At 69.0% G+C, this 25,067-nt stretch carries 22 protein-coding genes, 1 tRNA gene, 1 pseudogene and 1 riboswitch; of the genes and pseudogenes, 11 read left to right on the plus strand and 13 right to left on the minus strand.

Going from position 1 to position 25,067, the window contains the following annotated elements; translation table 11 throughout:
* Positions 1–18 precede the first annotated feature (18 nt).
* Positions 19–1,818 (plus strand): sensor histidine kinase, encoded by a 1,800-nt coding sequence (locus YWM_RS24015; RefSeq protein WP_052344962.1) that lies wholly within the window; start codon positions 19–21, stop codon positions 1,816–1,818.
* On the plus strand, positions 1,815–2,474 hold the full coding sequence (locus YWM_RS0115680; protein WP_028851495.1) for a response regulator: 660 nt from the start codon (positions 1,815–1,817) through the stop codon (positions 2,472–2,474). The genes YWM_RS24015 and YWM_RS0115680 overlap by 4 nt, the downstream gene beginning before the upstream one ends.
* A 151-nt stretch (positions 2,475–2,625) precedes the next feature.
* Here YWM_RS0115680 and YWM_RS0115685 read toward each other — a convergent pair whose 3' ends face one another.
* The 5 genes from YWM_RS0115685 to YWM_RS0115705 all read right to left on the minus strand — a co-directional run bounded on the left by YWM_RS0115685 (position 2,626) and on the right by YWM_RS0115705 (position 9,136).
* Positions 2,626–3,054, minus strand: a complete 429-nt coding sequence (locus YWM_RS0115685) for a nitroreductase family deazaflavin-dependent oxidoreductase (RefSeq protein ID WP_028851496.1) — start codon at positions 3,052–3,054, stop codon at positions 2,626–2,628.
* Between the two features lie 114 nt (positions 3,055–3,168).
* Complete coding sequence (locus YWM_RS0115690) at positions 3,169–4,245, minus strand: ribonucleotide-diphosphate reductase subunit beta (RefSeq protein WP_043661666.1); 1,077 nt, start codon at positions 4,243–4,245, stop codon at positions 3,169–3,171.
* Positions 4,246–4,253: 8 nt separating this feature from the next.
* Positions 4,254–7,073, minus strand: coding sequence for a ribonucleoside-diphosphate reductase subunit alpha (locus YWM_RS0115695; protein ID WP_052344965.1), 2,820 nt, complete (start codon positions 7,071–7,073; stop codon positions 4,254–4,256).
* A gap of 111 nt (positions 7,074–7,184) precedes the next feature.
* A riboswitch (cobalamin riboswitch) is annotated at positions 7,185–7,400 on the minus strand.
* A 368-nt stretch (positions 7,401–7,768) separates the two neighbouring features.
* Positions 7,769–8,143 (minus strand): FKBP-type peptidyl-prolyl cis-trans isomerase, encoded by a 375-nt coding sequence (locus YWM_RS0115700; protein WP_028851499.1) that lies wholly within the window; start codon positions 8,141–8,143, stop codon positions 7,769–7,771.
* Positions 8,144–8,551: 408 nt separating this feature from the next.
* A complete protein-coding gene (locus tag YWM_RS0115705; protein ID WP_342664952.1) occupies positions 8,552–9,136 on the minus strand; it encodes a nucleotidyltransferase family protein in 585 nt (194 codons plus the stop codon).
* Between the two features lie 59 nt (positions 9,137–9,195).
* Between YWM_RS0115705 and YWM_RS0115710 the strand changes: the two genes are divergently transcribed.
* From YWM_RS0115710 to YWM_RS24020, 5 genes are all read left to right on the plus strand, one after another.
* The gene (locus tag YWM_RS0115710; protein ID WP_028851501.1) at positions 9,196–9,915 is read left to right on the plus strand and encodes a siderophore-interacting protein; all 720 of its coding nucleotides are present in this window, start codon (positions 9,196–9,198) and stop codon (positions 9,913–9,915) included.
* A 51-nt stretch (positions 9,916–9,966) separates the two neighbouring features.
* Positions 9,967–11,661 (plus strand): dihydroxy-acid dehydratase, encoded by a 1,695-nt coding sequence (ilvD, locus tag YWM_RS0115715; RefSeq protein WP_028851502.1) that lies wholly within the window; start codon positions 9,967–9,969, stop codon positions 11,659–11,661.
* A 456-nt stretch (positions 11,662–12,117) separates the two neighbouring features.
* Positions 12,118–13,962: an endonuclease/exonuclease/phosphatase family protein gene (locus tag YWM_RS0115720; protein WP_043661388.1), complete on the plus strand. Its 1,845-nt coding sequence runs from the start codon at positions 12,118–12,120 to the stop codon at positions 13,960–13,962.
* 48 nt (positions 13,963–14,010) lie between these two features.
* Positions 14,011–14,181 carry a hypothetical protein gene (locus YWM_RS26250; protein WP_156914804.1) on the plus strand — a complete coding sequence of 57 codons (171 nt, stop codon included), beginning with the start codon at positions 14,011–14,013 and terminating at the stop codon, positions 14,179–14,181.
* A 168-nt stretch (positions 14,182–14,349) separates the two neighbouring features.
* A complete protein-coding gene (locus tag YWM_RS24020; RefSeq protein WP_052344969.1) occupies positions 14,350–14,979 on the plus strand; it encodes a snapalysin family zinc-dependent metalloprotease in 630 nt (209 codons plus the stop codon).
* Between the two features lie 108 nt (positions 14,980–15,087).
* Here YWM_RS24020 and YWM_RS0115735 read toward each other — a convergent pair whose 3' ends face one another.
* Positions 15,088–16,299, minus strand: coding sequence for an MFS transporter (locus YWM_RS0115735; RefSeq protein WP_028851504.1), 1,212 nt, complete (start codon positions 16,297–16,299; stop codon positions 15,088–15,090).
* Positions 16,299–17,636, minus strand: a complete 1,338-nt coding sequence (locus tag YWM_RS0115740; RefSeq protein ID WP_028851505.1) for an FAD-dependent oxidoreductase — start codon at positions 17,634–17,636, stop codon at positions 16,299–16,301. Before YWM_RS0115740 ends, YWM_RS0115735 begins: the two co-directional genes overlap by 1 nt.
* A 97-nt stretch (positions 17,637–17,733) precedes the next feature.
* Between YWM_RS0115740 and YWM_RS0115745 the strand changes: the two genes are divergently transcribed.
* Positions 17,734–18,585, plus strand: a complete 852-nt coding sequence (locus tag YWM_RS0115745; protein ID WP_028851506.1) for a helix-turn-helix domain-containing GNAT family N-acetyltransferase — start codon at positions 17,734–17,736, stop codon at positions 18,583–18,585.
* Positions 18,586–18,697: 112 nt separating this feature from the next.
* On the opposite strand, the gene YWM_RS0115750 is transcribed toward YWM_RS0115745, so the two are convergent.
* Positions 18,698–18,787: transfer RNA gene (locus tag YWM_RS0115750), tRNA-Ser, on the minus strand.
* 252 nt (positions 18,788–19,039) lie between these two features.
* On the opposite strand from YWM_RS0115750, the gene YWM_RS24030 reads away from it, so the two are divergent.
* The 3 genes and pseudogenes from YWM_RS24030 to YWM_RS0115765 all read left to right on the plus strand — a co-directional run bounded on the left by YWM_RS24030 (position 19,040) and on the right by YWM_RS0115765 (position 20,486).
* Entirely contained in the window at positions 19,040–19,441 is a 402-nt protein-coding gene (locus YWM_RS24030) for an SsgA family sporulation/cell division regulator (protein ID WP_052344971.1), read from the plus strand.
* A gap of 108 nt (positions 19,442–19,549) precedes the next feature.
* Positions 19,550–20,046 (plus strand): annotated as a pseudogene (locus YWM_RS24035) (pyridoxamine 5'-phosphate oxidase family protein).
* Positions 20,043–20,486, plus strand: a complete 444-nt coding sequence (locus YWM_RS0115765) for a VOC family protein (protein WP_028851507.1) — start codon at positions 20,043–20,045, stop codon at positions 20,484–20,486. The pseudogene YWM_RS24035 and the gene YWM_RS0115765 overlap by 4 nt, the downstream one beginning before the upstream one ends.
* 302 nt (positions 20,487–20,788) lie before the next feature.
* Here YWM_RS0115765 and YWM_RS0115770 read toward each other — a convergent pair whose 3' ends face one another.
* From YWM_RS0115770 to YWM_RS0115790, 5 genes are read right to left on the minus strand one after another with little or no spacing between them, the layout of a single operon-like run.
* A complete protein-coding gene (locus YWM_RS0115770) occupies positions 20,789–21,532 on the minus strand; it encodes an SDR family NAD(P)-dependent oxidoreductase (RefSeq protein WP_028851508.1) in 744 nt (247 codons plus the stop codon).
* Positions 21,529–23,049 (minus strand): acyl-CoA synthetase, encoded by a 1,521-nt coding sequence (locus tag YWM_RS0115775; RefSeq protein ID WP_028851509.1) that lies wholly within the window; start codon positions 23,047–23,049, stop codon positions 21,529–21,531. Before YWM_RS0115775 ends, YWM_RS0115770 begins: the two co-directional genes overlap by 4 nt.
* Positions 23,046–23,846 (minus strand): SDR family NAD(P)-dependent oxidoreductase, encoded by an 801-nt coding sequence (locus YWM_RS0115780; RefSeq protein WP_028851510.1) that lies wholly within the window; start codon positions 23,844–23,846, stop codon positions 23,046–23,048. Before YWM_RS0115780 ends, YWM_RS0115775 begins: the two co-directional genes overlap by 4 nt.
* Before the next feature lie 53 nt (positions 23,847–23,899).
* Positions 23,900–24,658 carry an SDR family NAD(P)-dependent oxidoreductase gene (locus YWM_RS0115785; protein WP_245566068.1) on the minus strand — a complete coding sequence of 253 codons (759 nt, stop codon included), beginning with the start codon at positions 24,656–24,658 and terminating at the stop codon, positions 23,900–23,902.
* Entirely contained in the window at positions 24,655–25,062 is a 408-nt protein-coding gene (locus tag YWM_RS0115790) for a carboxymuconolactone decarboxylase family protein (RefSeq protein ID WP_052344973.1), read from the minus strand. The genes YWM_RS0115785 and YWM_RS0115790 overlap by 4 nt, the downstream gene beginning before the upstream one ends.
* Between the last annotated feature and the right edge of the window lie 5 nt (positions 25,063–25,067).

Here is a 25,067-nt window from a genome sequence, read left to right on the forward strand (position 1 = left end):
GTGGCCTAATGTCTCGTTGTGCAATCCGATTCCTCGACGACGACAGCGCACCGTCCGCCGTCGGACGAGCAGCCGCGCTGGGCCACGGTGCAGGCGGCGTGGCGCCGGTTGGGCCTGTTCGGCGCGTTGCTGGCAGCGGCGGTCATGGCGGACGTCGTCGTCGCCGTCACCGACCTGCTCACCGCGGACCACCAGAACTTCTACCCGTTCCAGGGTCGCTGGCACGCGCTGATGATGGTGCCGGGCAGCGTCGTGCTGGCCGCGTGCGCGGTGGTGGGGCGGAAGAATCCGATGCTCGGGGCCGGGCTCGGTTCACTGGCGCTCGTTCTCGTCTCACCGCTGGCGGAGATGCGCTCGGGCGGTTACACGTCGCTGCTCACCGGGATTTCGCTGGCGGAGACGGTCGCAGGCCTCCAGCTGGTCGTGCTGGCACACCGGATGCTGCCGACGCCACGGGCGGTCGCGGCCACCGCGATGCTGGTCGTCGGGTGCCTGGCCGCGGTGTCGATCCGCGGCAGCGGGCATCCGCACTCGGACACGCTGTTCGTCGGTTTCGTGCTGCTTGTGGCCGCGGTGGTCTTCGGCAGGCGCAAGACGACCGGCAAGCCCGCGTTTCCCGACGAGTCCAGCCGCTACGCGGTGTACCTGACGCAGTGGCCGCTCATCGGCGTCCTCGCCCTGTTCCTCTTCCTGGAGTTCGTCAACTCGTCCGGCTCGCTGTTCGGCATGGCCGTCGTGCTGTTGTCGCTGGCCGCGGCCGGGCTCGCGGTGCTGTCCGTGCAGCATCCGATCACCGCCGGTTTCGGGTTGGCCGGGGTGTTCCTGGTCAGTGGGATCCTCGGCGGAGCGTGGGACGTCGACTTCCCCGGTGTCGGAAATGCGCCACTGCCTGCCGTGCACGTGTTGGCCGGAATCGTCGTGTCGGTGAACCTGGTGCGCTACCGCAAACCGGAAGCGGCCACCGGGGTGATCGCGGTGATGTCGGTCGCGGTCGCCATCACCACCGCGTTGCGGACCACCGGAAGCGAGCTGCAACGACTCGCCATCACCGCCCTGCTGTTCCTCGGCTTGGCGGTCGCTCTCGGTTTGTACCTGCGGTCGCGAGACGCGGCACGCGCGCAATTGATGAGCGCAGCCGTCGCCGAGGCCAAATCGGCCGAACGCATGGCGTTGGCGCGCGAACTGCACGACGTCGTCGCGCACCACGTCACCGGCATCGTGGTGCAGGCGCAGGCCGCCAAGATGGTCGCGAAGAACGACCCGAAGCTCACCCAGGAGGCGTTCGACCGGATCGAAGCGGCCGGGATCGAGGCGATGACCGCGATGCGCCGGCTGGTCGCCAGCATCCGCTCCGGAGAGCCGAGCGACACCCCGACCGAGGACGCCACCATGGATCTGGCCGCCGACCTGCGCAAATTGGTCGACAACTCGACGCACGGCGTCCCGACCGTGCTGCAGACGGAGATCAGCGCGGACCTTCCGCCGGAGGTCGCCCGGTCCGCACTGCGCATCGTGCAGGAAGCGTTGACCAACATCGGCAAGCACGCCACCGACGCCACCGAGGTGCGCGTCGTGGTCGGGGTGGTCGAGCAGCAACTCGGCATCCGGGTCAGCGACAACGGTCGCGGTGGCGGCGAACCCAAGAAGCCGGCGAAGTCGGCCAAGAAGCCGTCGTGGCGGGACAGCGGCTACGGCCTGGTGGGGATGCGTGAACGCGTCGCGTTGCTGCACGGCAGACTGTCGGTCGGCCCGGCCCCGGACGGTGGCTGGGTCGTGGAAGCGTGGCTACCGCTCACTGTGGAGGACAACCGGAAATGACCATCCGTGTACTGATCGCCGACGACCAGGAAATGGTCCGGATGGGTTTTCGGATGATCCTCGACGCGCAACCGGACATCGAGGTCGTGGCCGACGTCGCAGACGGCGTCGAGGCGGTACGGAAAGCCAGGGAGCTGCGGCCGGACGTGTGCCTGCTGGACATCCGCATGCCCGGGCTCGACGGTCTGGAAGTCACCCGCCAGCTGGCCGGACCGGAGGTCAGCGATCCGCTGCGGGTCGTCGTGGTGACCACGTTCGACCTGGACGAATACGTGCACACGGCGTTGCAGAACGGCGCCAGCGGATTCCTGCTGAAGGACGCAGGCGCGTCGTTGTTGATCGAGGCGGTGCGCGCGGCCGAACGGGGCGACGCGCTGGTGTCGCCGCAGATCACCGTGCGGCTGCTGCAGCACTTCAACAAACCGGCACGCAGCACCGCCGCGGAGGACCAGCCGAGCGAGCCGCTCACGCCACGGGAGACCGATGTGGTGCGGGCCGTCGCACGCGGGTTGACCAACACCGAGATCGGTTCGGAGCTGTTCCTGTCGCTGTCGACGGTGAAGACGCACCTGGCATCGGCGCAGGCCAAGATCGGCGCCCGCAACCGGGTCGAGGTGGCCGCCTGGGCCTGGCGCACCGGGCTGATGGCGGACTGACGGCGCGGTCTCCGGACGCTCGACGCCGAAGCCGCGCCGCTGCTGTCAGCCCCGAATCTCAGGTCGAGGCGCCCCGGCGTGACGCGCCTCGAGCCGTGCGCAGGCCGCCACCCTCAGGCCACCACCCCGAGCCGTGCGCCGGCTGCCGCCCTCAGGCCACCGGCTCGAGCAGCACGACCGGGATCTTCCGGTCGGTCTTCTCCTGGTACTCGTCGTACTGCGGCCACACCTTGGTCATGGTCTTCCAAAGCTGCTCACGCTGCTCGTCGTCCTCGACGGTGCGGGCCCGTGCGGTGAACTTGTCCGCCTTCACCTGCACCGTGACCTCGGGGTTGGCCATCAGGTTCTTGTACCAGCCGGGGTGGTCGGGGTGACCGCCCTTCGACGCGATGATCACGTAGCCGTCGTCGACCTTCTGGTAGATCAGCGCCGACTTGTACTCCTTGCCGGTCTTGCGGCCCTTGGTCGTCAGGATCAGGCACGGTGCGCCGTTCACCCAGATGTGGCCGACCTCGCCGTTGGTCTCCTCGTACCGCTTGACGTGCTCGTCGCCGTAGAGCGTCGGGCGTCCTTCTGCCATTCGCTGTCCCTTCTTCGCCCCAGTTCTTGCCATGTTGTTCGTCAGCAACATCACACGCAACCGGAGAATTCCCGGCCCCGGACGGGCCACGTCCGGGGCCGGGATCGTTGCCGGTCAGTCCCAGCTCAGCGTGGAGCCGGTCTGGTACTCGGTCACTCGGGTCTCGAAGAAGTTCTTCTCCTTGGTCAGATCGATCGCCTCGGACATCCACGGGAACGGGTTGGTCTGCTCGCCGAACACCGGCTCGAGACCGAGCTGCTGCGCCCTCCGGTCGGTGATGAAGTGCAGGTACTGCTCGCATTGCGCCGCGGTAAGCCCGAGGATGCCGCGCGGCATGGTGTCGCGGGCGTAGGCGACCTCCAGCTCGCACGCCTCGACGAGCATCTGCCGCACCTCGCGCTGGAACTGTTCACCCCACAGGTGCGGGTTCTCCAGCTTGATCTGGTTGATGCAGTCGATGCCGAAGTTCAAGTGGATCGACTCGTCACGCAGGATGTACTGGTACTGCTCGGCGATGCCGACCATCTTGTTGCGCCTGCCGAGCGAGAGGATCTGGGCGAACCCGGTGTAGAACCACATGCCCTCGAACACCACGTAGAACGCGATCAGGTCGCGCAGGAAGTCCTGATCGGCCTCGGCCGATCCGGTGCCGAAGTTCGGGTCCTCCAGGTGCCGGGTGTACTGCAACGCCCACGCGTCCTTGTCCGCGATGGACGGGACCTCCCGGTAGGCGTTGAACAGCTCGCCCTCGTCGAGCCCCAGGCTGGTGCAGATGTACTGGAAGGTGTGCGTGTGCACGGCCTCCTCGAACGCCTGCCGCAGCAGGTACTGGCGGCATTCCGGGTTGGTGATGTGCCGGTAGACCGCCAGCACCAGGTTGTTGGCCACCAGCGACTCGGCGGTGGCGAAGAAGCCGAGGTTGCGCTTGACCATCAGCCGCTCGTCCGGGGTGAGCCCGTCCGGCGACTTCCACAGCGCGATGTCGGCCTGCATGGACACCTCGGTCGGCATCCAGTGGTTGGCGCATCCGGCCAGGTACTTCTCCCACGCCCAGTGGTACTTCAACGGCAGCAGCTGGTTGACGTCGGCGCGGGCGTTGATCATCGCCTTGTCCTCGACGTTCACCCGCGCGGCGCCGCGCTGGATCTCGCCGAGGCCGGTGGCGTCGGTGATGTCTTCGATGTTGGTCATCAGGTTCCTCACTGGCAGGCTTCGCAGTCGGGGTCGTCGATACGGCATGCGGCCGGCTCGGGGCTCGCGGCGGGGATGGGCGCGACGGGGACGGCGTTGAGCTTGCCGTCGGTGCCACGCAGCGTGCTCTTCTCCACGCTCGTGGCCGCGCGGGCACGCAGGTAGTACGTGGTCTTCAGGCCGCTACGCCATGCCAGCCGGTACAGCTCGTCGAGCTTGCGACCGCTCGGCTGGTCGATGTAGAGGTTCAGCGACTGGGCCTGGTCGATCCACTTCTGCCTGCGTGAGGCGGCCAGGACCAGCCACTTCGGGTCGATCTCGAACGCGGTGGCGTACCGGCGCTTGAGCTCGTCGGGCACCCGGTCGATGTGCCGCACACTGCCGTCGAAGTACTTCAGGTCGGAGACCATCACCTCGTCCCACAGCCCGAGTTCCTTCAGCTCGCGCACCAGGTGCGGGTTGATCACGGTGAAGTCGCCGGACATGTTCGACTTGACGAACAGGTTCTGGAACAACGGCTCGATCGACTGGCCGACGCCACAGATGTTGGCGATGGTCGCCGTCGGCGCGATGGCCATGACGTTCGAGTTGCGCATCCCGACCGTGCGCACCCGTTCGCGCAGCGCGTCCCAGTCCAGCGTGGTGGAGTAGTCGACGTCGAGGTCACCGTCGCGATGCTCGGCGAGGATCCGCAGCGAGTCGATCGGCAGGATGCCCTTGCTCCACAGCGAGCCGTCGAACGACTCGTACCGGCCACGCTCGGCGGCCAGCTCGCTCGACGCCGCGATGGCGTAGTACGACAGGTGCTCCATGCTGCGGTCGGCGAACTCCACCGCGTCGGGGCTGTCCACCGGCAGCTTGAGCACGCTCAGCGCGTCGGAGTACCCCATCAACCCGAGCCCGACCGGCCGGTGCCGCAGGTTCGACCGCTTGGCCTGCGGAATTGTGTAGAAGTTGATGTCGATGACGTTGTCGAGCATGCGCACGGCCGTGGTGACGGTCTTGCGCAGGCGCTCGGTGTCCAGGCCGTCCGGCGTGACGTGCCGCGCCAGGTTGACCGACCCGAGGTTGCACACCGCCACCTCGTCCGGGCTGGTGTTCAAGGTGATCTCGGTGCACAGGTTGGACGAGTGCACCACCCCGGCGTGCTGCTGCGGCGAGCGCAGGTTGCACGGGTCCTTGAACGTGATCCACGGGTGGCCGGTCTCGAACAGCATGGTGAGCATGCGCCGCCACAACTGCACCGCGGACACCCGGCGGAAGACGCGGATCTCGCCCCGGTCGGCCGCCTGCTCGTACTCGCGGTAGCGCTCGGCGAACTCCTTGCCGTAGAGGTCGTGCAGGTCCGGAACCTCGTCCGGGGAGAACAGCGTCCACTCCGCGTCGGCCTCGACCCGGCGCAAGAACTCGTCCGGGATCCAGTTCGCGGTGTTCATGTCGTGCGTGCGCCGCCGGTCGTCACCGGTGTTGCGCCGCAGGTCGAGGAACTCCTCGACGTCGATGTGCCACGTCTCCAGGTAGGCGCACGCCGCACCCTTGCGCTTGCCGCCCTGGTTGACCGCGACCGCGGTGTCGTTGGCGATCTTGAGGAACGGCACGACACCCTGCGACTGGCCGTTGGTGCCCCTGATGTGCGCGCCCATGCCGCGCACCGGTGTCCAGTCGTTGCCCAGCCCGCCGGAGTACTTCGCCAGCAGCGCGTTGTTCCGGTACGACTGGAAGATCGCGTCCAGGTCGTCCTCGACGGTCGTGAGGAAGCACGACGACAGCTGCGGGCGGGTGGTGCCCGCGTTGAACAGCGTCGGCGTCGAGGCCATGAAGTCGAAGCTGGACAGCAGGTCGTAGAACTCGACGGCGCGGGCCTCGCGGTCCTGCTCGCGCAGCGCCAGACCCATGGCCACCCGCATGAAGAACGCCTGCGGCAGCTCGTAGCGGGTGCCGTCGTGGTGCAGGAAGTAGCGGTCGTAGAGCGTCTGCAGACCGAGGAAACCGAACTCGAGGTCGCGTTCCGGCTCGATCGCCGCGGTGATCGCGGTCAGGTCGAATTCGCCCAGCTCGGGGTCGACCTGACCGAGTTCGATCGCCCTGGTCAGGTAGGTGCGGAAGTAGCCGGGGTAGTCCAGCTCGGCCTGGGTGGCCGCGCGCGGCTCGCCTGCCAGGTACGACAGCGCTTCCGCACGCAGGTTGTTCAGCAGCAGGCGCGCGGTGACCTGGGAATAGTTCGGCTCCCGTTCGACGAGCGTGCGGGCCGACATCACCATGGCCACACCCAGCTCGTCCTGGCTGATGCCGTCGTAGACGTTGCGGTCCAGCTCGGTCAGCACGGCCTGCGGGTCGGTGTCCGGCACACCGTCGACCGACTCGGCGACGACGGCGGCGATCCGCTCGCGGTCCAGCGGCTCGAGCGCGCCGTCCGGGCCCTTCACCCGGATCACCTCGGCGGGTTCGGACCGCTCGGCTTGTTGCTCCCGGGCCTTCGCCCGCTCCTCCCGGTACAACACGTACGCCCGGGCCACCGCGTGATGGCCACCGCGCATCAGGGCGAGTTCGACCTGGTCCTGGATCTGCTCGATGTGCAACGACCGGGCGCCGTAGCGGAGCAGCGAGTCCCGCACCTGCGCGGTCAGCTCCTCCACCAGGTGATGTACCCGGGACGACGAGGCGGCGTCGGTGCCTTCGACGGCCAGGAAGGCCTTCGTCATCGCCACCGAGATCTTGGCTTCGTCGAACGTCGACGTGGACCCGTCCCGCCGGATCACCGTCACCGCGGAAGGCGCTGTCGGTGTGTCCGGGTCGGTGCGGGCAGGGGTCGGTTCGGCAAGGGTCACGGCTCTCTCCTCGCGAGCTCGGCAACTCGAAGCCCGCGACCGCAAGCGCGCGCACAAACCCACCTCGGAGCCTGCGCGACCACCCTCGCGGTCTGCGGACAGCGCGCACCGGCGGTGCGCGCGCCGACGGCAGGTCTTCGGACTTGCGGGCAGGCCGGGCAGGCGCCCGGGGTTCCTACTGGCCGTCGCTTCCCAGGCGCTCGTACCCAGTGCTTGGTTGACGGCGGTCGTTCCCGCTCACCGCTGCGGGGCAGTTCCGGACTCGCACCGGATTCCCTCTTGCCCCACCGCTGTTCGCAGCGGCGGACCATCGGCAGGGCCGAACACTACATGTTGTGGTTCGTCTTGAGTGGAACCCCAGAAAATGTGGCGTGTCCCTTGCGCGGCTGATCTGCTGTGAGCGGATCAGCTAGCAAAGTCGGCGCCTCGGCAGGCACGATTTGCGGCTTGATCGGCGGGCGCGAGCGCGCGGCACCGGCCGCCAAGGGACGCCGGTGCGGCGACGCGGATGTGGCCCGCCACCCGTGCGGTGATCCTGTCCGGTAGTTCGGTTCGGATCCTGGCCCACCCGGGCGCGCGGGCGGGACCTGGTGGATGCGTGATCTTGACGCGACGGCCGGCGATGGCCACTCGCCGTGCGGTCAGCCGTCCCGCGTGCGTGCCTACTCGACGCCGAGCAGATCCCGCGTGCGTGCCTACTCGACGCCGAGCAGATCGACCACGAAGACGAGCGTCTCGTTGGGCCTGATGACCCCGCCTGCACCGGCCGAGCCGTACCCGAGGTGCGGCGGGATGGTGAGCCTGCGGCGGCCGCCGACCTTCATGCCCTTGACGCCCAGCTCCCAGCCCTTGATGACCTGACCGCCACCGAGCGTGAACGAGAACGGCTCGCCGCGGTTCCAGGACGCGTCGAACTCCGCGCCGGTGGACTGCGCGACGCCGACGTAGTGCACGGTGACCTCGGATCCGAGGGTGGCCTCGGCGCCGTCACCCACCTGCACGTCGTCGATCTCGAGCATGCCGGAAGGCGCGCCGGGGGTGATGGTGACTTCGGGCTTGGTCGGCGTCATGGTTTCTCCTTGCGTTGGCGGGAGTTCCCATCCAACACCACGGCGCCGCGGCGCGCGCCGCCAGGCGAAGTCGGCCCGGGCGCTCCGGGCGTTCCGCGAAGTCAGCCCTGCGGTCCCCAGTTGCCCTGCGGCGGGCCGGACGGCGGACCCCAACCGGCTGCTGCGGGTGCTGCTGTTGTGGGCCGTAGCCGGGCGCGGGGCCGTTGTTGGGCGGTGGGCCGAACGACTGCTGCGGACCGAATCCTTGCGCCGGCTGCGCGAAATTCTGCTGCGGTTGGGCAAATTGCTGCTGCAGCTGCGCGAAACCCTGCTGCAAATCCCGACGACCGTGAGGACGATCGCCTTGGTCCGCTTCTTCAGGAAAATCCCCTCGCCCGTGGAGCGAGAGCGCTTTGACAGATCATCCTTTCAGCGCGCCTTTTCAGGCCCGCTTTCCACCGTGTCGAGATCCTCGGGCCGGTCGATGTCGACCGGGTCACCGAGGCCGGTGCAATCGACCTCGACCACGTCGTCGGCGTGCTGACGCAGATAGCCGCGGGCGCCCGCATCGCCGTGCGCCAGTTCGGCGACGCCCGCCCAATGGTGGCGCCCCAACAAAACCGGGTGAGCGCGTCGGCCGTGATACGACGCCATCGCCAAGCGCGCGCCTTCGTCGAATACCTGCAGCATCCGACGCACCACGGCGACTCCGACCAGCGGCTGGTCGACCAAGGTGATGATGGCGGCTTCGGTGTCTGCCGGCAGCGCGGCGAGCCCCGCCTTGAGAGAAGACGCCAGCCCGGTCGACCAATCAGGGTTGTCGACCAGACGCGCAGGCGAATCCGCCAACGTTCGGCGTACTTCGTCAGCAGCCGCGCCGATCACGACCAGCACCGGGTCGCAGCCCGCCGCGGCCAACATCGCCGCACCACGGTGAGCCAGCGGCTGACCGGCGAATTCCACCAGCGCCTTGGGGCGGCCGAATCGCGTGCCTGCCCCGGCGGCCAGCAGCACTCCCGCGACCCCGGTCACTGCCGCAGGATATCGCCGTTGTTCCGGGCTAGCCTGCCTTCATGTCCAAGCCCTCCCGCGGATTCGACGGCCTGGTCATCAAGGCCTGGCGTGGCCGCGACTACCAGCTGACCGTGCGCGGCAGCCGGTTCGTCACCGACCACTACCTCCGCGTCTCGTTCGACACCGGCACCCTGCTCGACGACCTGCCGGTACACCCGACGATGTGGATCAGGCTGTGGATACCGAACGGGACCAAGCTGCAGCAGCGCGGCTTCACGCTGGTCGACCCGAACCCGCGGGCCCGCACCACGGACATCGAGTTCGCCCTGCACGACGGCTGCCCGGCGACCGAGTGGGCGAAAGCGGCGCGCCCCGGCGACACCATCGACGCGACCGTCCTCGGCACCAAGTTCACCTGGCCGAAGCCCGACCCGTCCGGCTACCTCGTCATCGGCGACACCGCGTCGCTGCCCGCGATCAACAGCCTGTTGACCGGCCTCGACGGGACACCCGCGCGGGTGTGGCTGGAGTGGCAGCACGAGGACGACCAGAAGCTTCCGGTGGCCGCAACACCGCACACCGAGGTCACCTGGGTACGGCGGACCGACGCCGGCGCGGGCCTGGTGCAGGCCGTGGCAGAGGCCGCGTTCGACGCCACAGGCCAGCACGCCTGGGTCGCGTGCGACACCAAAACCACCCGACGTCTGGTCGGCGTCCTGCGTGACCATTACCGATTGGACCGCAAAGCCATCACGGCGATGGGGTACTGGCGACCCTGAATCACCGCCCTGGCTGCACCCCGACTTGCCCGGTTTGCGACCATGACCTGCATGGATGAGCAGGGCCAGCCAGAGGTGAACGTCAAGCCACGTAGCCACGAAGTCACCAGCGGATACGAGCGGGCGCCCGCGCGCGCCATGCTCCGGGCCGTCGGCATGACCGACGAGGACTGGGACAAGCCGCAGGTAGGCGTGGCCTCGTCGTGGAACGAGATCACCCCGTGCAACCTGTCCCTGCAACGACTCGCGCAAGGCGTCAAGGAAGGCGTGCGCGATGCCGGCGGCTTCCCGCTGGAGTTCGGCACCATCTCGGTGTCCGACGGCATCTCCATGGGCCACGAGGGCATGCGGTCCTCGCTGGTCAGCCGGGAGATCATCGCCGACTCGGTGGAATGCGTGATGCACGCAGAACGGCTGGACGGCTCGGTGCTGCTCGCCGGCTGCGACAAGTCGCTGCCCGGCATGCTGATGGCCGCCGGACGGCTGAACCTGGCCTCGGTGTTCCTGTACGCCGGGTCGATCCTGCCCGGCAACCTCAACGGCAACGACATCACGATCCAGGACGCGTTCGAAGGGGTCGGCGCGTGCGCGCTCGGCCGGATCACGCCGAAGGAGCTGGAGGACATCGAGCGGCACGCGTGCCCGGGCGAGGGCGCGTGCGGCGGCATGTTCACCGCGAACACCATGGCCTCCGCGGCCGAGGCACTCGGCATGTCGCTGCCCGGCAGCGCTTCGCCGCCCGCGGTGGACCGTCGTCGTGACGACTACGCCAAGCGCTCCGGCGAGGCGGTCGTGGAGATGCTGCGCAAGGGCATCACCGCGCGGCAGATCATGACCCGCGAGGCGTTCGAGAACGCCATCACCGTGGTGACCGCGCTCGGCGGCTCGACCAACGCGGTGCTGCACCTGCTGGCCATCGCGCGCGAGGCCGAGGTCGACCTGTCCATCGACGACTTCAACCGGATCGGTGAGCGCACCCCGCTGCTGGCCGACGTCAAGCCGTTCGGCCGCTACGTGATGAGCGACATCGACAAGATCGGCGGCCTGCCGGTGGTGATGAAGGCGCTGCTGGACGCGGGCCTGCTGCACGGCGACACGCTGACCGTGACCGGCAAGACGATGGCGGAGAACCTGGCCGACATCAACCCGCCGGACCCGGACGGCAAGATCATCTCGGCGCTGTCGAAGCCGCTGGCCGGCACGGGTGGCCTGACCATCCTGCGCGGCTCGCTGGCTCCGGACGGCGCCGTGGTGAAGAGCGCGTCGCTGCCCGCGCGGGTCATGGAAGGCACCGCGCGCGTGTTCGACGACGAAGCCGACGTGATGCCGGCGCTCGAGGCGGGCCAGATCAAACCGGGCGACGCGGTGGTCATCCGCTACGAAGGCCCTGCGGGCGGCCCGGGCATGCGCGAGATGCTGGCGGTCACGGCGGCGATCAAGGGTGCGGGCCTGGGCTCGGACGTTCTGCTGATCACCGACGGCCGGTTCTCCGGTGCCACGCACGGCCCGTGCATCGGCCACGTGGCTCCGGAGGCGGCGCACGGCGGCCCGATCGCCCTGGTGCAGAACGGCGACCGGATCCGCCTCGACCTCGACAACCGCACGCTGGACGTGCTGGTCGACGAGGACGAGCTGGCCCGCCGCAAGCAGCAGTGGCAGCCGCGCAAGCCGCGCTACACCTCCGGCGTGCTGGCCAAGTACGCCAAGCTGGTGGGCTCCGCCGCCGACGGCGCGATCTGCGGCTGAGTTGCCGGGGTGAGCCGGGCGCCGGCTCGCATGCCGCGTCCGGCTTCCGGCTTCCGGCTTCCGGCTTCCGGCTTCCGGCTTCCGGCTTCCGGCTTCCGGCTTCCGGCTTCCGGCTTCCGGCTTCCGGCTTCCGGCTTCCGGCTTCCGGCTTCCGGCGCAGGTTTGCACGCCGGGTCCGGCTCGTCGCAACCGAGCACGAATTCGTCTGGCGCCCGTCGCGGGCCGGCCGGCTCCCATTGCGGCCGAGCGCGAGTACGTCCAGCGGTTTCGGCCCCGGCTGCCTACCTTCGTTGAGTGTCGTACCCCCGCCGGGGGCGCATTGCGGTACAAACCCGACGAAAGTAGGCAGCCGGAAGGACGCATCTGACGTCGACAGCCGTCGAACGTTCTTCCATCGTTCATCCTTCTGGGGGACGATCACGCCGTCATACCGCGCAGGACGAACAGGGGATCACCGTGACTCTCACCGGACGCAGGCGCGCACACCTTGTCGCGTTGTCCGCCGCCTCGCTGACCGCACTGACCGGGCTGGCCGTCCCGGCCACGGCGGCACCCGAGGCCCAGCAGGCCACGATCGCTCAGATCCAAGGCACCACCCGGCTCTCACCGTTCGACGGTCAGCAGGTCAGCGACGTCAAAGGCGTCGTGACCGCCATCCGGGCGTTCGGCTCGGCGCGCGGATTCTGGTTCCAGGACCCCCAGGGCGACGGTGACCCCCGCACCTCGGAGGGCCTGTTCGTGTACACCGGCAACACGACGCCCGACGTCAAGGTCGGCGACGCCGTGACGGTGTCCGGCACGGTCGACGAGTTCTATCCCACGAACCCGAGCGATTCGCCGTTCCAGTCGACCACCGAGCTGACCGACGCCACGTGGACCGTGACCTCGTCCGGCAACGACGTGCCCGAGGCGGAGAAGATCACGCCGGACACCGTGCCCGCGCAGCTCACCGCCAAGCCGGGCGGCAACATCGAGCCACTCCCACTGGAGCCCGAGGCCTACGCGCTGGACTTCTGGGAGAGCCGGGAAGGCATGCGGGTCCAGGTGACGGATGCACCGGTCGTCGGCCCGACCACCTCGTACAACGAACTGTTCGTCACCAGCAAGCCCGACGAGTACCCGAGTGCTCGGGGCGGCACCCTCTACACCGGCTACGACAACGACCCGACCGGTGTGCTGAAGATCGAGTCGCTCATCCCGTTCGCCGAGCGTCCGTTCCCCAAGGCCGACACCGGCGACACGCTCGCCGGGGTCACCGCCGGTGTGGTGGAGTACGACCAGTTCGGCGGGTACACCCTGATGGCCACCGAGCTCGGCGACGTCGTCCCCGGCGACCTGCAGCGGGAGACCACGCGTAAGCAGCGGCCGTACGAGCTGGCCGTGGCCACGTACAACGTGGAGAACCTCTCCCCGTCCGACGACCAGGCGAAGTTCGACGCGTTGGCGAAGGGCGTCGTGGAGAATCTCGCCTCGCCGGACATCGTGACGCTGGAAGAGGTACAGGACAACAACGGCGCACAGGAACCCGACGACGGTGTCGTCGCCGCCGACGAGACGTTGAACAAGTTCGTCGACGCGATCGTGGCGGCGGGTGGTCCGCGCTACGAGTGGCGGCAGATCGACCCGGAGGACCTGGCCGACGGCGGCGAGCCGGGCGGCAACATCCGGGTGGCGTTCCTGTTCAACCCGAAGCGGGTGTCGTTCGTCGATCGGCCCGGCGGGGACGCGACCACGCCGGTGAAGGTCCTCGGGTCGAAGAAGCCGCACCTGTCGATCTCGCCCGGCCGGATCGACCCGACCAACCAGGCGTTCACCGACAGCCGCAAGCCGCTGGCCGGGGAGTTCGTCTTCCGCGGCAAGACCGTGTTCGTGGTGGCCAACCACTTCGCGTCGAAAGGTGGCGACCAGCCGGTGCACGGGCGTTTCCAGCCGCCCGCCCGGGTATCCGAGGAACAGCGCGTCGAGCAGGCGAAGGCCGTGCGCGCGTTCGTCGACGAGATCCAGCGGCGGGACCGGTTCGCCAACATCGTCGTCGCGGGCGATCTGAACGATTTCTCGTTCTCGCCCACCCTGCGGGTGCTGACCGAGGACGGCGCGCTCACCGACCTGGTGGAGATCCTGCCGCCGAAGGAACAGTACGGCTACGTGTTCGACGGCAAGTCGCAGGTGCTCGACCACATCCTGACCTCGCGCGGGTTCAAGTCGGTCGCGTTCGACATCGTGCACATCAACGCCGAGTTCCACGACCAGAACAGCGACCATGACCCAGCCGTGGTGCGCGTCAAGCCCGGCGCCAAATAGCCGAGCTATTAGGGTGGCCGGGGTCGAGACGAAACTGGAGGGGATCTGATGAGCGACCAGCCGACCGGTCGCGAGCACATCGACTTGACTCGCGACCCGACGCCCGGCGTCCCGGACCACGCGCTGCCCGAAGGCGCCGAACCCAGCCCGTTGATCGACCTCAGCCGGGACCCGAACCCCGGCGTGGCCGACCACGCGCTGCCGGACGACGAGGAGTAACGAACTCCGCCAACGCCGGGGCCGCTGCTGCGGCCCCGGCGTTTTCGTGTCGGTGTGGGTGCTTGCTCCCGCTCTGCGTTCGGGCTGAACGACGAAAGAACGTGGTCGCGGGTGCCGAACGGGTGTTACCCCGGAAAGGTCCCGGTCCTCGTCCCACAAGGAGAGACCATGCTCGCTCGCACCGCTGTCCGCACCGCCATCGCCGGCATCACGCTGCTGCTGCCGCTGGTCGCGGTCGCGCCATCGGCCTCGGCCGCGACCGTCGCTCCGGCGCAAGTCACGATCACCTACGACGCCAGTCAGGCCTCCGAGTACGCCGACGCCATCGCGCAAGGCATCGCGATCTGGAACGAGCAGCTGGAGAACGTGCAGATCGACGAGGTCGAGCCGGGCGGAGATCCGGATGTCTCGTTCGTCGCCGACCCGGGGTGGCCGCGCGCCGAGATCGGGCCCGCGATGCCCGGCGACGACCTCACCGTGTGGTTCGGCAAGGAAGGCGTCGACGAGGGCTACGACCTGGTGCGGATCGCCGCGCACGAGTTCGGCCACAGCCTCGGGCTGTACGACAACAAGCCGGGGCCGTGCGAGAGCCTGATGTCCGGCAGCTCGGCCGGTGTCGAGTGCACCAACCCGGTCCCGAACGCCGAGGAGGTCGCCGCGGTCGAGGACATGTACGCCGGCGGCCTGGTTCGGCAGCACGCCGGTACCGGCAAGATCGTCGTCGAACAGGTCACCGGCAGCCCTGCCCCCAAGCGTTGGTCCGTGCCGCTTGACGAGGCGACAGCCTCGCCCTCGTGAGCGCCTGGCGCACGTGGCGCCGGTACGACGGAGTCAGCCTGCCTGCCCCCGGTTCAGCTGGTGGACCCGGTTCTTCCGACCACCTGCGACCTTCGAACCTGTGTGGCGTCACACCTCTCGCCTCGGGGGCGTGCTGGCGAGAGCCAAGACCGCTGCCAGCACCGCGAGTCCGGCGAGCACCAGGAACCCGGCGGAATAGCCGCCGAACAGGTCCGCGACGACCGCGCCGGCGAATGGGGCGAGCGCCATCGTTGCGGTGAGTGGGGCCGACAGCAACCCGGTCAAACGGCCGTAGTGGGTGGCGCCCCAGCGGTCGGTGACGGCTGTCGCCTGCAGCAAGGTGAACACGCCGCGAGCCATACCCGCCGCGACCGCCACCGCTGTCAACGCAGCAACCGAGCGGAGCACGCCGAGCAGCCCGGTCGTGACCCCGATGGCCAGCAAGATCAGCGACGTGCGCATGCGAGTGCTCGTGTTGCGCGACAGCCAGCCGTATCCGAGTCGCCCGAGCACCTGTCCGGCGCCACCGAGACCGAGGGCGACAGCCGCTGTTCCGGTGTCGATGCCGCGCTCGGCCAACAGCGGAACAAGGTTGACGACAGCCGCGAACGCTGCGAAGACGGTGAGCGACAACGCAACGCCCAGCGCGAGGAACGGACGGCTTCGCGCGATGGCTGCCGGATCGGCCGCGTGCCGAGCGGGATCGGGCGCCTCAGCGTCGGGCCACGGTCCCCGGAGACCCCAGAGGTGGCCGGGAACGGTGATCACGGCCAACACGCCCGCGAGCACGACATACGTGGTCCGCCAGTCACCGTCCCTGGCCAGGAACGCCGTCAACGGCGCGAACACCGTGCTGGCGAGACCTGCGACCAGCGTCAGGACCGTCAGTGCTCGAACCCGACGTGGTCCGTACCAGCGCGTGAGGGCGGCGAAAGCCGGCGGGTAGAGAACAGCTCCCATCGCCATGCCTGCGACGCTCCAACCGACGAAGAACCAAACGAGGTTCTGCGCGGACGCGATCAGCAGAACCGCAGGTACCGCCACGACTGATCCGGCGGTCATGATCCCGCGCGGACCTCTGCGATCGAGCAGGCGCCCGACGACGATGCCCACCAGCGCCGAGACCACTTGACTCACCGAGAACGCGGCCGTGATCTCCATGAGCGACCAGCCAGTCGAAGCGCTGATCGACGGGGCGAGTACAGGAAACGCGTAGTACAACACGCCCCAACTGGTGATCTCGGTGACGCACAGAACGACCAACACGCGGCGCAGGCCGGCACCGGTGAGCGCCTCAGCATGCGCCGTCGTGGTGGTCATCAGCGAACGGTCGGGCCGGGCAGCGAGACGGACTGCGGTTCGGCCGGTGCGCCGCAACATCCGCCGTCGGGCTGCGACTCGGCTCGGTCGAACAAGCCCGCGCCGCCGCACACACCCGTTTCGGGCAGCACCAGCTCGACCCGCTCGGCCGCCTCACGGTCGCCGGCCAGCTCGGCGACGATGCTGCGCACCTGCTCGTAGCCGGTCATGGCGAGGAAGGTCGGCGCCCGGCCATAACTTTTCATTCCGGCGAGGAACACGCCCGGTTCCGGATGGGAGAGTTCCTTGACGCCGTGCGGCGGCACGGTTCCGCAGGAGTGCACGTTCGGGTCGATCAGTGGTGCGAGCGCGACCGGGGCCTGCAACGTGGTGTCGAGCTCGAGACGGAGCTCCGACAGCCACGACAGGTCAGGGCGAAAGCCGGTGACCACGACGACCTCGTCGACGTCCTCGACACGCTGACCGTCGCCCGACAGGAGAGTGAGCCGACCGTTCGACGCGGCCTCCACGGCCGCCGTGCGGAAGCCGGTGACCACGCGCACCGCGCCGGCGTCGACGGCTTGCTGTGCGCGCACGCCAAGGGCGCCGCGCGCGGGAAGCTGATCGGCAGCGCCGCCGCCGAAGACGCCTCCGACCGTGCCCCGGCGCAGCACCCAGCTGATCCGGGTGGCGGGCGCAGCCTTCGCGAGCGCCACGAGGCTGACCAGCGCGGTGAGCGCGGAGTGTCCGCTACCGGCTACTACCACGTGCTTGCCCGCATAGCGAGCCCGCTCAGCGGGCTGCGACAGATCCGGTATGCGATAAGTGATGTGCTCGGCCGCAGCACGCTCGCCGAGCGCGGGCAGCCCGTCACCACCAAGCGGACTCGGCGAGCTCCAGGTGCCGGAGGAGTCGATCAGTGACCGCGCCGTGATGCGCTCCTCGCGACCATCAGCGGTGCGCACATGGACGATCAGCGGTTCGGTCTCCCGTCCCGCGTCCACGACGCGGTCGCGCCCGCGGCGGGCAACTCCTGTCACTTCGGCGCCGAAACGGACACGATCGCCGAGCGCCTCGGCCAGCGGCCGCAGATACCGCTCGACCCAGTCGCCGCCCGTCGGATAGGCCGCATCATCCGGCTTCTGCCACGTCGTCGACTCCAGCAGCCGGCCGGCCGCCGGCGCGATCAGCTCCGACCACGGCGAGAACATCCGCACGTGGGCCCACTCCGTGACACTCGCCCCCGCGGACTCCCCACGCTCCAACACCAGCGGGTTCAGTCCGCGCTCCAGCGCTTCCGCGGCAGCCGCCAACCCCACTGGACCCGCGCCGACCACGACAACCGGCACCTCGTCCATCATCGACCCCTTCATCGGTGTTCATCGATTGAATGTCGCTCAATGTATCGATGGAGATCGATTGACGCAACCATCGAGAGCCATCGATAATGTCGTTATGACGATCAGCGCTCCCGCCCCGCGGGTGTTGCCGGATGACGACGCGGCGAAGTATGCGGAGTGGTTCTCCTGCCTGGCCGACCCGACTCGTGTCCGGCTGTTGCACGTAGTGGCTACGACGCCCGGCGGGATGACGGTCGGAGCGCTGACGCAGCAGTTGGGCATCAGTCAGTCCACGTGCTCGCACCACATCCGCAAGCTCGCCGAGGTCGGCTTTCTTCGGCTGCACAAGGAAGGCACTGCGACCAGGGTGATGGTCAACGAGGCCTGCTGCACCGGCCTGCCGCACGCCGCCGACGTCGTCATGGGCACGCTCGCGCCGCGCCCGTGCTGTCCCGCCGACGCACCCGCGGACGTCCACGTTCGTGCTCTACGGCCCGAGGACTGGCCTGCCGTGCGCCGCATCTACGGCGAGGGCATAGCGACGGGGATCGCGACGTTCGAGACGACGGTGCCCAGTCGTGCCTCGCTCGACGCCCGGTGGCTGCCCGGGCACCGGTGGGTGGCCGAGATCGACGGCGTGGTCGTCGGCTGGACGGCCTTGAGCCCGGTGTCGGACCGCGAGTGCTATGCGGGCGTCGCCGAGAGCGCCATCTACGTCGACGAGGCTTACCGCGGCCGCGGTGTCGGCAAGGCGTTGATCCGGCAGCAGGTGGTCGAGGCGGACAGCGCCGGGCTGTGGACATTGCAAACGTCCATCTTTACGGAGAACCGGGCAAGCATCGGGCTCCATCACGCAGCCGGCTACCGCACTGTCGGCGTCCGAGAGCGCATCGCCCAGGTCAACGGCGTGTGGCACGACACCGTGTTGCTGGAACGTCGCTCCGACGCGGCCTACGACGTCTGCTGACGACGCCGGACGAGCTGGCCGACTACTTCGAGCTCGGTCGGCGAGCGGGCTCCCCTACTCAAAGCGAACGCCGGACCGCTCTGCTGAGCGATCCGGCGTTTGCGCTGGTCGTTGGCGGAGGATACGGGATTCGAACCCGTGAGGGCTTTCACACCCAACACGATTTCCAATCGTGCGCCTTAGGCCGCTCGGCCAATCCTCCGTGGAAGAGGGTACCGGACGCCGATTCGCGCTGGGGCCGGCGGGTCCGAGCAGCGCCGACGGTGCTCGGCCACCCGCTGTCCTGGCCGCCGACGGTGGGGACAACCCCTGCCTGCCGGGGGCGAGCCCGTGCGCATCGAGCGGGATGGCACGCGCAGCCGAAGGGCCAGCACGCCAGATTTCCCGAGCCGAATCCGGAACCGTTCTTGATGCGGAAACCATGCCGACAACGGCAACTTGTCCGGAGCGCACGATGCCACTACACGAGATCAGCAAACCAGTCAGCGGCCACGTCATCATCGACGGGACCCCACCGAATGCCGTCGAGGTTCAGCTCCGTTATTCGCGGAACGACCCGCACGCGGTGTGGATGATCTTCCCAGCGCAGGAATGGTGCTTCGACCGCGGCCTGCTGCTGGAGGCCCTCGCCGGGGTGCCGTCCGGCGAGGGCGACGCCCACATCCACTGCGACGACACCAACGTCTGCGTCCACCTCGGCTCCCCCGCCGACCGAGCACACGTCGTTCTGCCGCGCGAGGAGGTCGACGCCTTCGCCGAGGCCAGCACGAACCTGATCGCGCGCGGTGCCGAGTCCACCCATCTCGACCTGGACGGCCTGATTTCCCGCATCCTCGCCTCCACCGACGTCAGCTGACGTCGCCGGGTCGATCGCCGGGCGGACAGCCCGCACCGTGCCAGTGGACGGATGGGTTCCGACACGGAAAGCTGAGCGGATACGCCGCAGGCAACCCGAGGGGAACTCATGGATCAGAAGGCGATCGACGACGTACTCGCCCGCCCGTACAGCCAGGAGTTGCTGGCCCGTGACCTGGCCAGGCTGGCGTTCGTCGCCTTGGACGGAACACCCCGTGCCATCCCGATCGGCATCCATTGGAACGGCACGGAAATCGTCATGTGCACCTCGACGAACGCGCGCAAACTCGCCGCGTTGCGTCGCAATCCCGCGTCGCCTTGACGATCGACACCGAATCGCACCCGCCGAAGGTTCTGCTGCTGCGGGGCAATGCCGAGCTCGACGAGGTCGAAGGCATCCCGGACGAGTACATGCAGATGAACGGCACGTATGAGATGACGCCGGAACAGCGAGTGGAATGGGAGAAGAACGTCAAAGCGCTCTACGACCGCATGGTGCGGATCGTGGTGAAGCCGACCTGGGCGAAGTTGATCGACTTCGAGACCACGCTGCCGACCTCGATCGCCGAACTCATGCAGCAGAAGGCGGCGGAGGCGGCTCGATGACCGGCGACGGCGCCGCTGCGCGCCTGGACAACATCGCCATCGTCGTCGACGACCTGGAGAAGGCGAAGGCGTTCTTCGGCGCGCTGGGCATGGAACTGGAGGGAGAGGCGACGGTGGGAGGCGGCGAGGTCGACCGCCTCCTCGGGCTGGACGGCGTGCGAACCGCCCTCGCGATGATGCGCACCGCTGACGGGCACGGCCGGATCGAGCTGACCGAGTACCTCTCCCCACCCGCAGCCGACGACGGTTCCACGCCGGTGCACGCGTTGGGTGGCCACCGGGTCATGTTCGCCGTCGACGACGTCGACGCCGCCCTCGACCGGCTGCGGCCGCACGGCGCCGAACTCATCGGCGACATCGTGCGGTACGAGACCCACCAGCTCGCCTACGTCAGAGGCCCGGCGGGGATCACGGTCGCACTGGCCGCGGTCGTCGAGTAGGACTGTGCGGGGTGCCGGCAGCGACACGGCCGGCGTGGGGTGCTCCAGGCCGGCCGGCTGGGCACGTGTCGGTCGGCCCGTCACGACGGCCCGGCGATGTGAGCTCGATCCGTCACGACGGCCCGGCGATGTGAGCTCGACCAGCCCGGAGGACCCGGCCACTGAACTCGACCAGTCCCGACGGCCCGGCTGAGTTCGGCCGACGGTCCGCGGGCGCGACGATTCCCGACCGCCCAGCCCGTCGAACCCGACGATTCCGCGCGACGAGGCGGCGCACCGCCGTAGTTCCCGAGGCGTCGGCGCTAAGCCGCGGTCCACCCGCCATCGACCGTCAGCGTGCTTCCCGTGGTGTAGCTCGCCGCGTCCGACGCCAGGTACACCGCGGCGGCGCCGAGCTCGGGCGGAGCGGCCACCCGCTTCTGCGGGGTCCTGGCCACGATCCGTTCGCCCCACTTGCTGCTGACCAGGCCCTCGGACAGATCCGTGTGGAAGTAGCCCGGCGCGAGCACGTTGACCCGCACGCCGCGATCGGCCCACTCCACCGCCATCACCCGGCTGAGCGCCTCGACCCCGCCCTTGCTCGCCGCGTACGCCGCGATGCGTTCCATCCCGGCGGTGGCGTGCACGGACGACACGGTGATGATGCTGCCGCCGCCCTGCTGGAGCATCTGCCGCCCGGCGGCGCGGGCACAGTAATACGTGCCGGTCAGGTTCGTGTCGATGACCGCCGTCCAGTCCTCGTCGCGCGATTTCTCCGTCCGGTGGAACGTCGGGCTGATCCCAGCCGCCGTCACCGCCACGTCCAGCCTGCCGAACTGCTCGACGATCGCGGCGACCGCCTGATCGGCGAACCCGGGCTCCGCCACCGAGCCCGGCACGGCCAGCCCGCCACCGACCTCGGCCACGAAGTCCTCCAGGTCGGTCTTGGTGCGCGAGCTGACCGCCACGGTGGCGCCCGCCTCGGCGAGCGCCACCGCGATGGCGCGGCCCAACCCCTTGCCCGCACCGGTCACCCAGGCAACCTTGCCCTGGAGAGTTCCGCTCATGCCTTCGCCTCACGCAGCTGACGCTTGAGTACCTTGCCCGACGGGGTCCGCGGCAGCTCCTCCACGAACGTCACCGCCGCGGGCACCTTGAACTTGGCCAACCGCTCTCGGCAGAACGCCTGCAAGTCCTCGGCCGACGCGGTCGAGGACGGCTTCAGCACCACGAACGCCTGCGGCACCTCACCCCAGCGCGGATGCGCCATCCCGACGACCGCCGCCTCGACGACCTCCGGGTGCTCGTACAGCACCCGCTCCACCTCGGGCGTGGCGATGTTCTCCCCACCCGAGACGATCATGTCCTTCTTCCGGTCCTCGACATACAGGTAGCCGTCCTCGTCGAGGCGGCCGACGTCGCCGGTGAAGAACCAGCCGTCACGGAACGCGGCGGAGGTCGCCGTCGGGTCGCGCCAGTAGCCCGCGCTGACCTTCGGCCCACGCAGGGCGATCTCGCCCAGCTGACCGGTCGGCGCGTCGTTGCCGTCCGGATCGACGATGCGCACTTCGGTGTGCACCACCGGGCGGCCCACCGAGCCGGCCTTGGACAACGTGTGGTCGCGGTCGTTGAACGTGTCGCCGGAAACCGTCTCGGTCAGTCCGTACGCGTCGGAGAACCAGGCATTCGGGAACGCCTTCAAGATCCGTTCGATCAGCGGCTCCGGCATCTTCTCGCCACCACCGATGATGAACCGGATCGACGAGGTGTCCCGGTCGTGCAGGTCCGGCAGCTGCAGGATCGCGTTCATCAACGACGGCGCCAGCCACACGTTGGTCGGCCGCTCCCGCTCGATGATGTCGACGGCCTTGGCCGCTTCGAACTTCCGCATCACGGTCAGCGAGCCGCCGGCGTGCAGCGTTCCGACACCCGGCAGGTCGAAGCCACCGACGTGATACAGCGGACCGCACACCAGCGTGGTGTCGTCGGCGGTCAGGCCGAACTCCACGATGTGCCCGAGGTTCTTCCACGTCAGGTTGCCGTGCGTGATGCAGACACCCTTCGGCCGAGACGTCGTGCCCGAGGTGTACATCAGGCGCTGCAGGTCGTCCGGGCCGACCGGCTCGCACGGCACCTGGCGGCCGCGGTTCGCCTCGACCAGCGCGGTGTAGTCGAGCCAACCGTCCGGCGCCTGGTCCGCACCCAGCAACAGCCGGTGCCGCACCCCGTCCGGCAGCACCGGGTCGATCGAGCCCTGGAACTCCGGCTCGGTCAGCAAGGCCACCGCCCCGGCGTGCTCGAGGATGTAGCGCCACTCGTCCGGAGCCAGCCGGTAGTTCATCGGCAGGAAGGCCGCGCCCAGCCGGTTGACGGCGAACGTGGCCTCCAAGAATTCCAGGTGGTTGTACAGCAACAACCCGACGATGTCCCCGCGCCCGACGCCGAGGTCGCGCAACCCGGCGGCCAACGCGTTCACCCGCTCCAGCAGGTGGGCGTTGGTGAGCGTGCGATCGCCCTGCCGCAGCACGACCTTCTCGGGCGCGCGGGACGCGTGGTAGTCGAGGATCGCTGCGAAGTTGCTCATCGCTGCTCCTGGGAGTGGTAGCTGTGCAAACGCTCCCCCGCATCCCCCCAGTTGACCTGGCTGATCATTCCGCCGTCGGCGACCAGGTCCGCCCCGGTCACGTACCCGGCGTTCTCGCTGGCCAGGAAGGCCACCACGGATGCGATGTCCTCCGGCTGACCGATACGACCCAGCGGCGTGGCGCTCACCGTCGCGTCGTGGATGACCTGCGTGCTCAACGTGTCCCGGTTGATCCCGGTGTGCACCACGCCGGGGCTGACCGAGTTGATCCGGATATTGTCCGCGGCCAGCTCGCCGGCCAGCTGCTTGGTCATGGCCAGCACGCCGCCTTTGGCCGCGGTGTACGAGGTGAAGCCGTAGCCGATGTGCCCGGCGATCGAGGCGATCTGCACGATCGACCCGCCACCGGCTGCCGCCATCGCCGGGATGACGTTCTTCAACATCACGAAGTAGCCGGTGAGATTGACGTCGAGAACCCGCCGCCACTCGTCCAGCGTGGACTCCAGCAGTTTCTTGCGGACGATGATCCCGGCGGCGTTGACCAGCACGCGGGGTGCGCCGAGCTCCGCCGCCTGCGGCACCATCGCCGCGACCGCGTCCTCGTCGGTGACGTCCACCCCGAAGGCGGCTGCCCGGTGGCCGTCCTTGGTCAGTTCGTCGACGGTGGCTTTGGCCGCCTCCTCGTTGGCATCCACCGCAGCGATGGCCAACCCGTCGGCCGCCAGCCGCCGCGCACAGGCTCGGCCGATACCCGACCCGGCGCCCGTGACGATCGCGCACGCTCCGTCATACGACATTGCGACTCCTTCTCACCGCAGTTGTTGGGGGTTCGGCTGAACTCGCCGATGCGTCACGTCATGGCCAGGCCGCCATTGGCGTCGACCACCTCGCCGCTGACGTAGCTGGCAGCGGGCGAAGCGAGGAAGGCGGCGACCCGTGCGATTTCCTCGGGCGCGGCGAACCGGCCGAGCGGGTGGCCGTCCGGCCGGTAGCCCTTGCCGGTGATCATCGGGGTGTCCACCACGCCAGGGGCGACGCCGTTGGCCACGATCCCGTTGGCGGCTTCGGTCTTGGCGATCCACCGGACGAGGGCGTGCACCGCGCCTTTGCTGGCCACGTAGTGCGGGCCGGCCAGCACCCCGCCGATCTTTCCCGCCACCGAGCCGATGCAGACGATGCGTCCGCCCTGGTCCCGCATGTGCGGCAGGGCGCCGCCGACCGACCACATCGTGCCCTTGACGTTGACGTCCAGCACCGAGTCGAGGTCGGGTTCGGCCAACTCCTCGAGCGAGACGGCGTCGCCGTAGATCGCCGCACAGGTCACCAGGGCGTCGATGCGCCCGGCCGGGGCGGCCGCCGCGGACATCGCCGCGGCGACCGCACCCCGATCGGTGACGTCGACGATCTGCCCGACGGCCGAGCCGCCCGCCTCGGTGATCGCGGTGACCACCTCGTCGCACGGCCGGGCGTCGAGCACGGTCACCGCGGCGCCCGCCGCCGCGAGCTCCTTGGCGACCTCGGCACCGATCCCGCGCGCGGCACCGGTGACGACGGCGACCTGGCCGGTCATTCCCGCCGGGCCGTCCGGGTGCAGCATGCCCGCGGTCATGCCGACTTCTCGTGCGCCTCGAGTTCCTCCATCAGCACCGGCACGCCCATCGTGCAGGTGTGGATCCCGAGCACGCTGGTCAGCTCCAGCACCTCCATGATCTCTTCCTTGGTCGCGCCGTAGGAGAGCGCGTTGCGGATGTGCTGGCGCAGACCCGGTTCGTACAGGTGGGTGGTGGAGGCGTCGATCGCGACGTAGATCAGCTCCTTGATCTTCGGCTCCAGCACACCCGTGCGCCACGGCACCGCGGAGAAATTCAGGTACGCCTCGAAAAAGCTCGGGTCCAGGCTCAGCAGCCCCTCCCAGAAGGCGTTCCAGTAACCGCGTTCGGCGATGAACTTCTCGCGCAGCTCGTTCTGCCTGCGCACGGTCTCCTCGTCGGGCGCTGCGGGGTTGTCAGTCACGGTGA

Origin of the sequence: Thermocrispum municipale DSM 44069, assembly GCF_000427825.1 — a bacterium.
In the GTDB taxonomy this organism is placed as follows: domain Bacteria; phylum Actinomycetota; class Actinomycetes; order Mycobacteriales; family Pseudonocardiaceae; genus Thermocrispum; species Thermocrispum municipale.

Excerpts from the sequence above, each read along its gene's own strand:
- YWM_RS0115680 (WP_028851495.1), top strand. The coding sequence starts at position 1,815 with ATGACCATCCGTGTACTGATCGCCGACGACCAGGAAATGGTCCGGATG.
- YWM_RS0115685 (WP_028851496.1), bottom strand. The coding sequence starts at position 3,054 with ATGGCAGAAGGACGCCCGACGCTCTACGGCGACGAGCACGTCAAGCGG.
- YWM_RS0115690 (WP_043661666.1), bottom strand. The coding sequence starts at position 4,245 with ATGACCAACATCGAAGACATCACCGACGCCACCGGCCTCGGCGAGATC.
- YWM_RS0115700 (WP_028851499.1), bottom strand. The coding sequence starts at position 8,143 with ATGACGCCGACCAAGCCCGAAGTCACCATCACCCCCGGCGCGCCTTCC.
- YWM_RS0115710 (WP_028851501.1), top strand. The coding sequence starts at position 9,196 with ATGTCCAAGCCCTCCCGCGGATTCGACGGCCTGGTCATCAAGGCCTGG.
- ilvD (WP_028851502.1), top strand. The coding sequence starts at position 9,967 with ATGGATGAGCAGGGCCAGCCAGAGGTGAACGTCAAGCCACGTAGCCAC.
- YWM_RS26250 (WP_156914804.1), top strand. The coding sequence starts at position 14,011 with ATGAGCGACCAGCCGACCGGTCGCGAGCACATCGACTTGACTCGCGAC.
- YWM_RS24020 (WP_052344969.1), top strand. The coding sequence starts at position 14,350 with ATGCTCGCTCGCACCGCTGTCCGCACCGCCATCGCCGGCATCACGCTG.
- YWM_RS0115735 (WP_028851504.1), bottom strand. The coding sequence starts at position 16,299 with ATGACCACCACGACGGCGCATGCTGAGGCGCTCACCGGTGCCGGCCTG.
- YWM_RS0115740 (WP_028851505.1), bottom strand. The coding sequence starts at position 17,636 with ATGGACGAGGTGCCGGTTGTCGTGGTCGGCGCGGGTCCAGTGGGGTTG.
- YWM_RS0115745 (WP_028851506.1), top strand. The coding sequence starts at position 17,734 with ATGACGATCAGCGCTCCCGCCCCGCGGGTGTTGCCGGATGACGACGCG.
- YWM_RS24030 (WP_052344971.1), top strand. The coding sequence starts at position 19,040 with ATGCCACTACACGAGATCAGCAAACCAGTCAGCGGCCACGTCATCATC.
- YWM_RS0115765 (WP_028851507.1), top strand. The coding sequence starts at position 20,043 with ATGACCGGCGACGGCGCCGCTGCGCGCCTGGACAACATCGCCATCGTC.
- YWM_RS0115770 (WP_028851508.1), bottom strand. The coding sequence starts at position 21,532 with ATGAGCGGAACTCTCCAGGGCAAGGTTGCCTGGGTGACCGGTGCGGGC.
- YWM_RS0115775 (WP_028851509.1), bottom strand. The coding sequence starts at position 23,049 with ATGAGCAACTTCGCAGCGATCCTCGACTACCACGCGTCCCGCGCGCCC.
- YWM_RS0115780 (WP_028851510.1), bottom strand. The coding sequence starts at position 23,846 with ATGTCGTATGACGGAGCGTGCGCGATCGTCACGGGCGCCGGGTCGGGT.
- YWM_RS0115785 (WP_245566068.1), bottom strand. The coding sequence starts at position 24,658 with ATGACCGCGGGCATGCTGCACCCGGACGGCCCGGCGGGAATGACCGGC.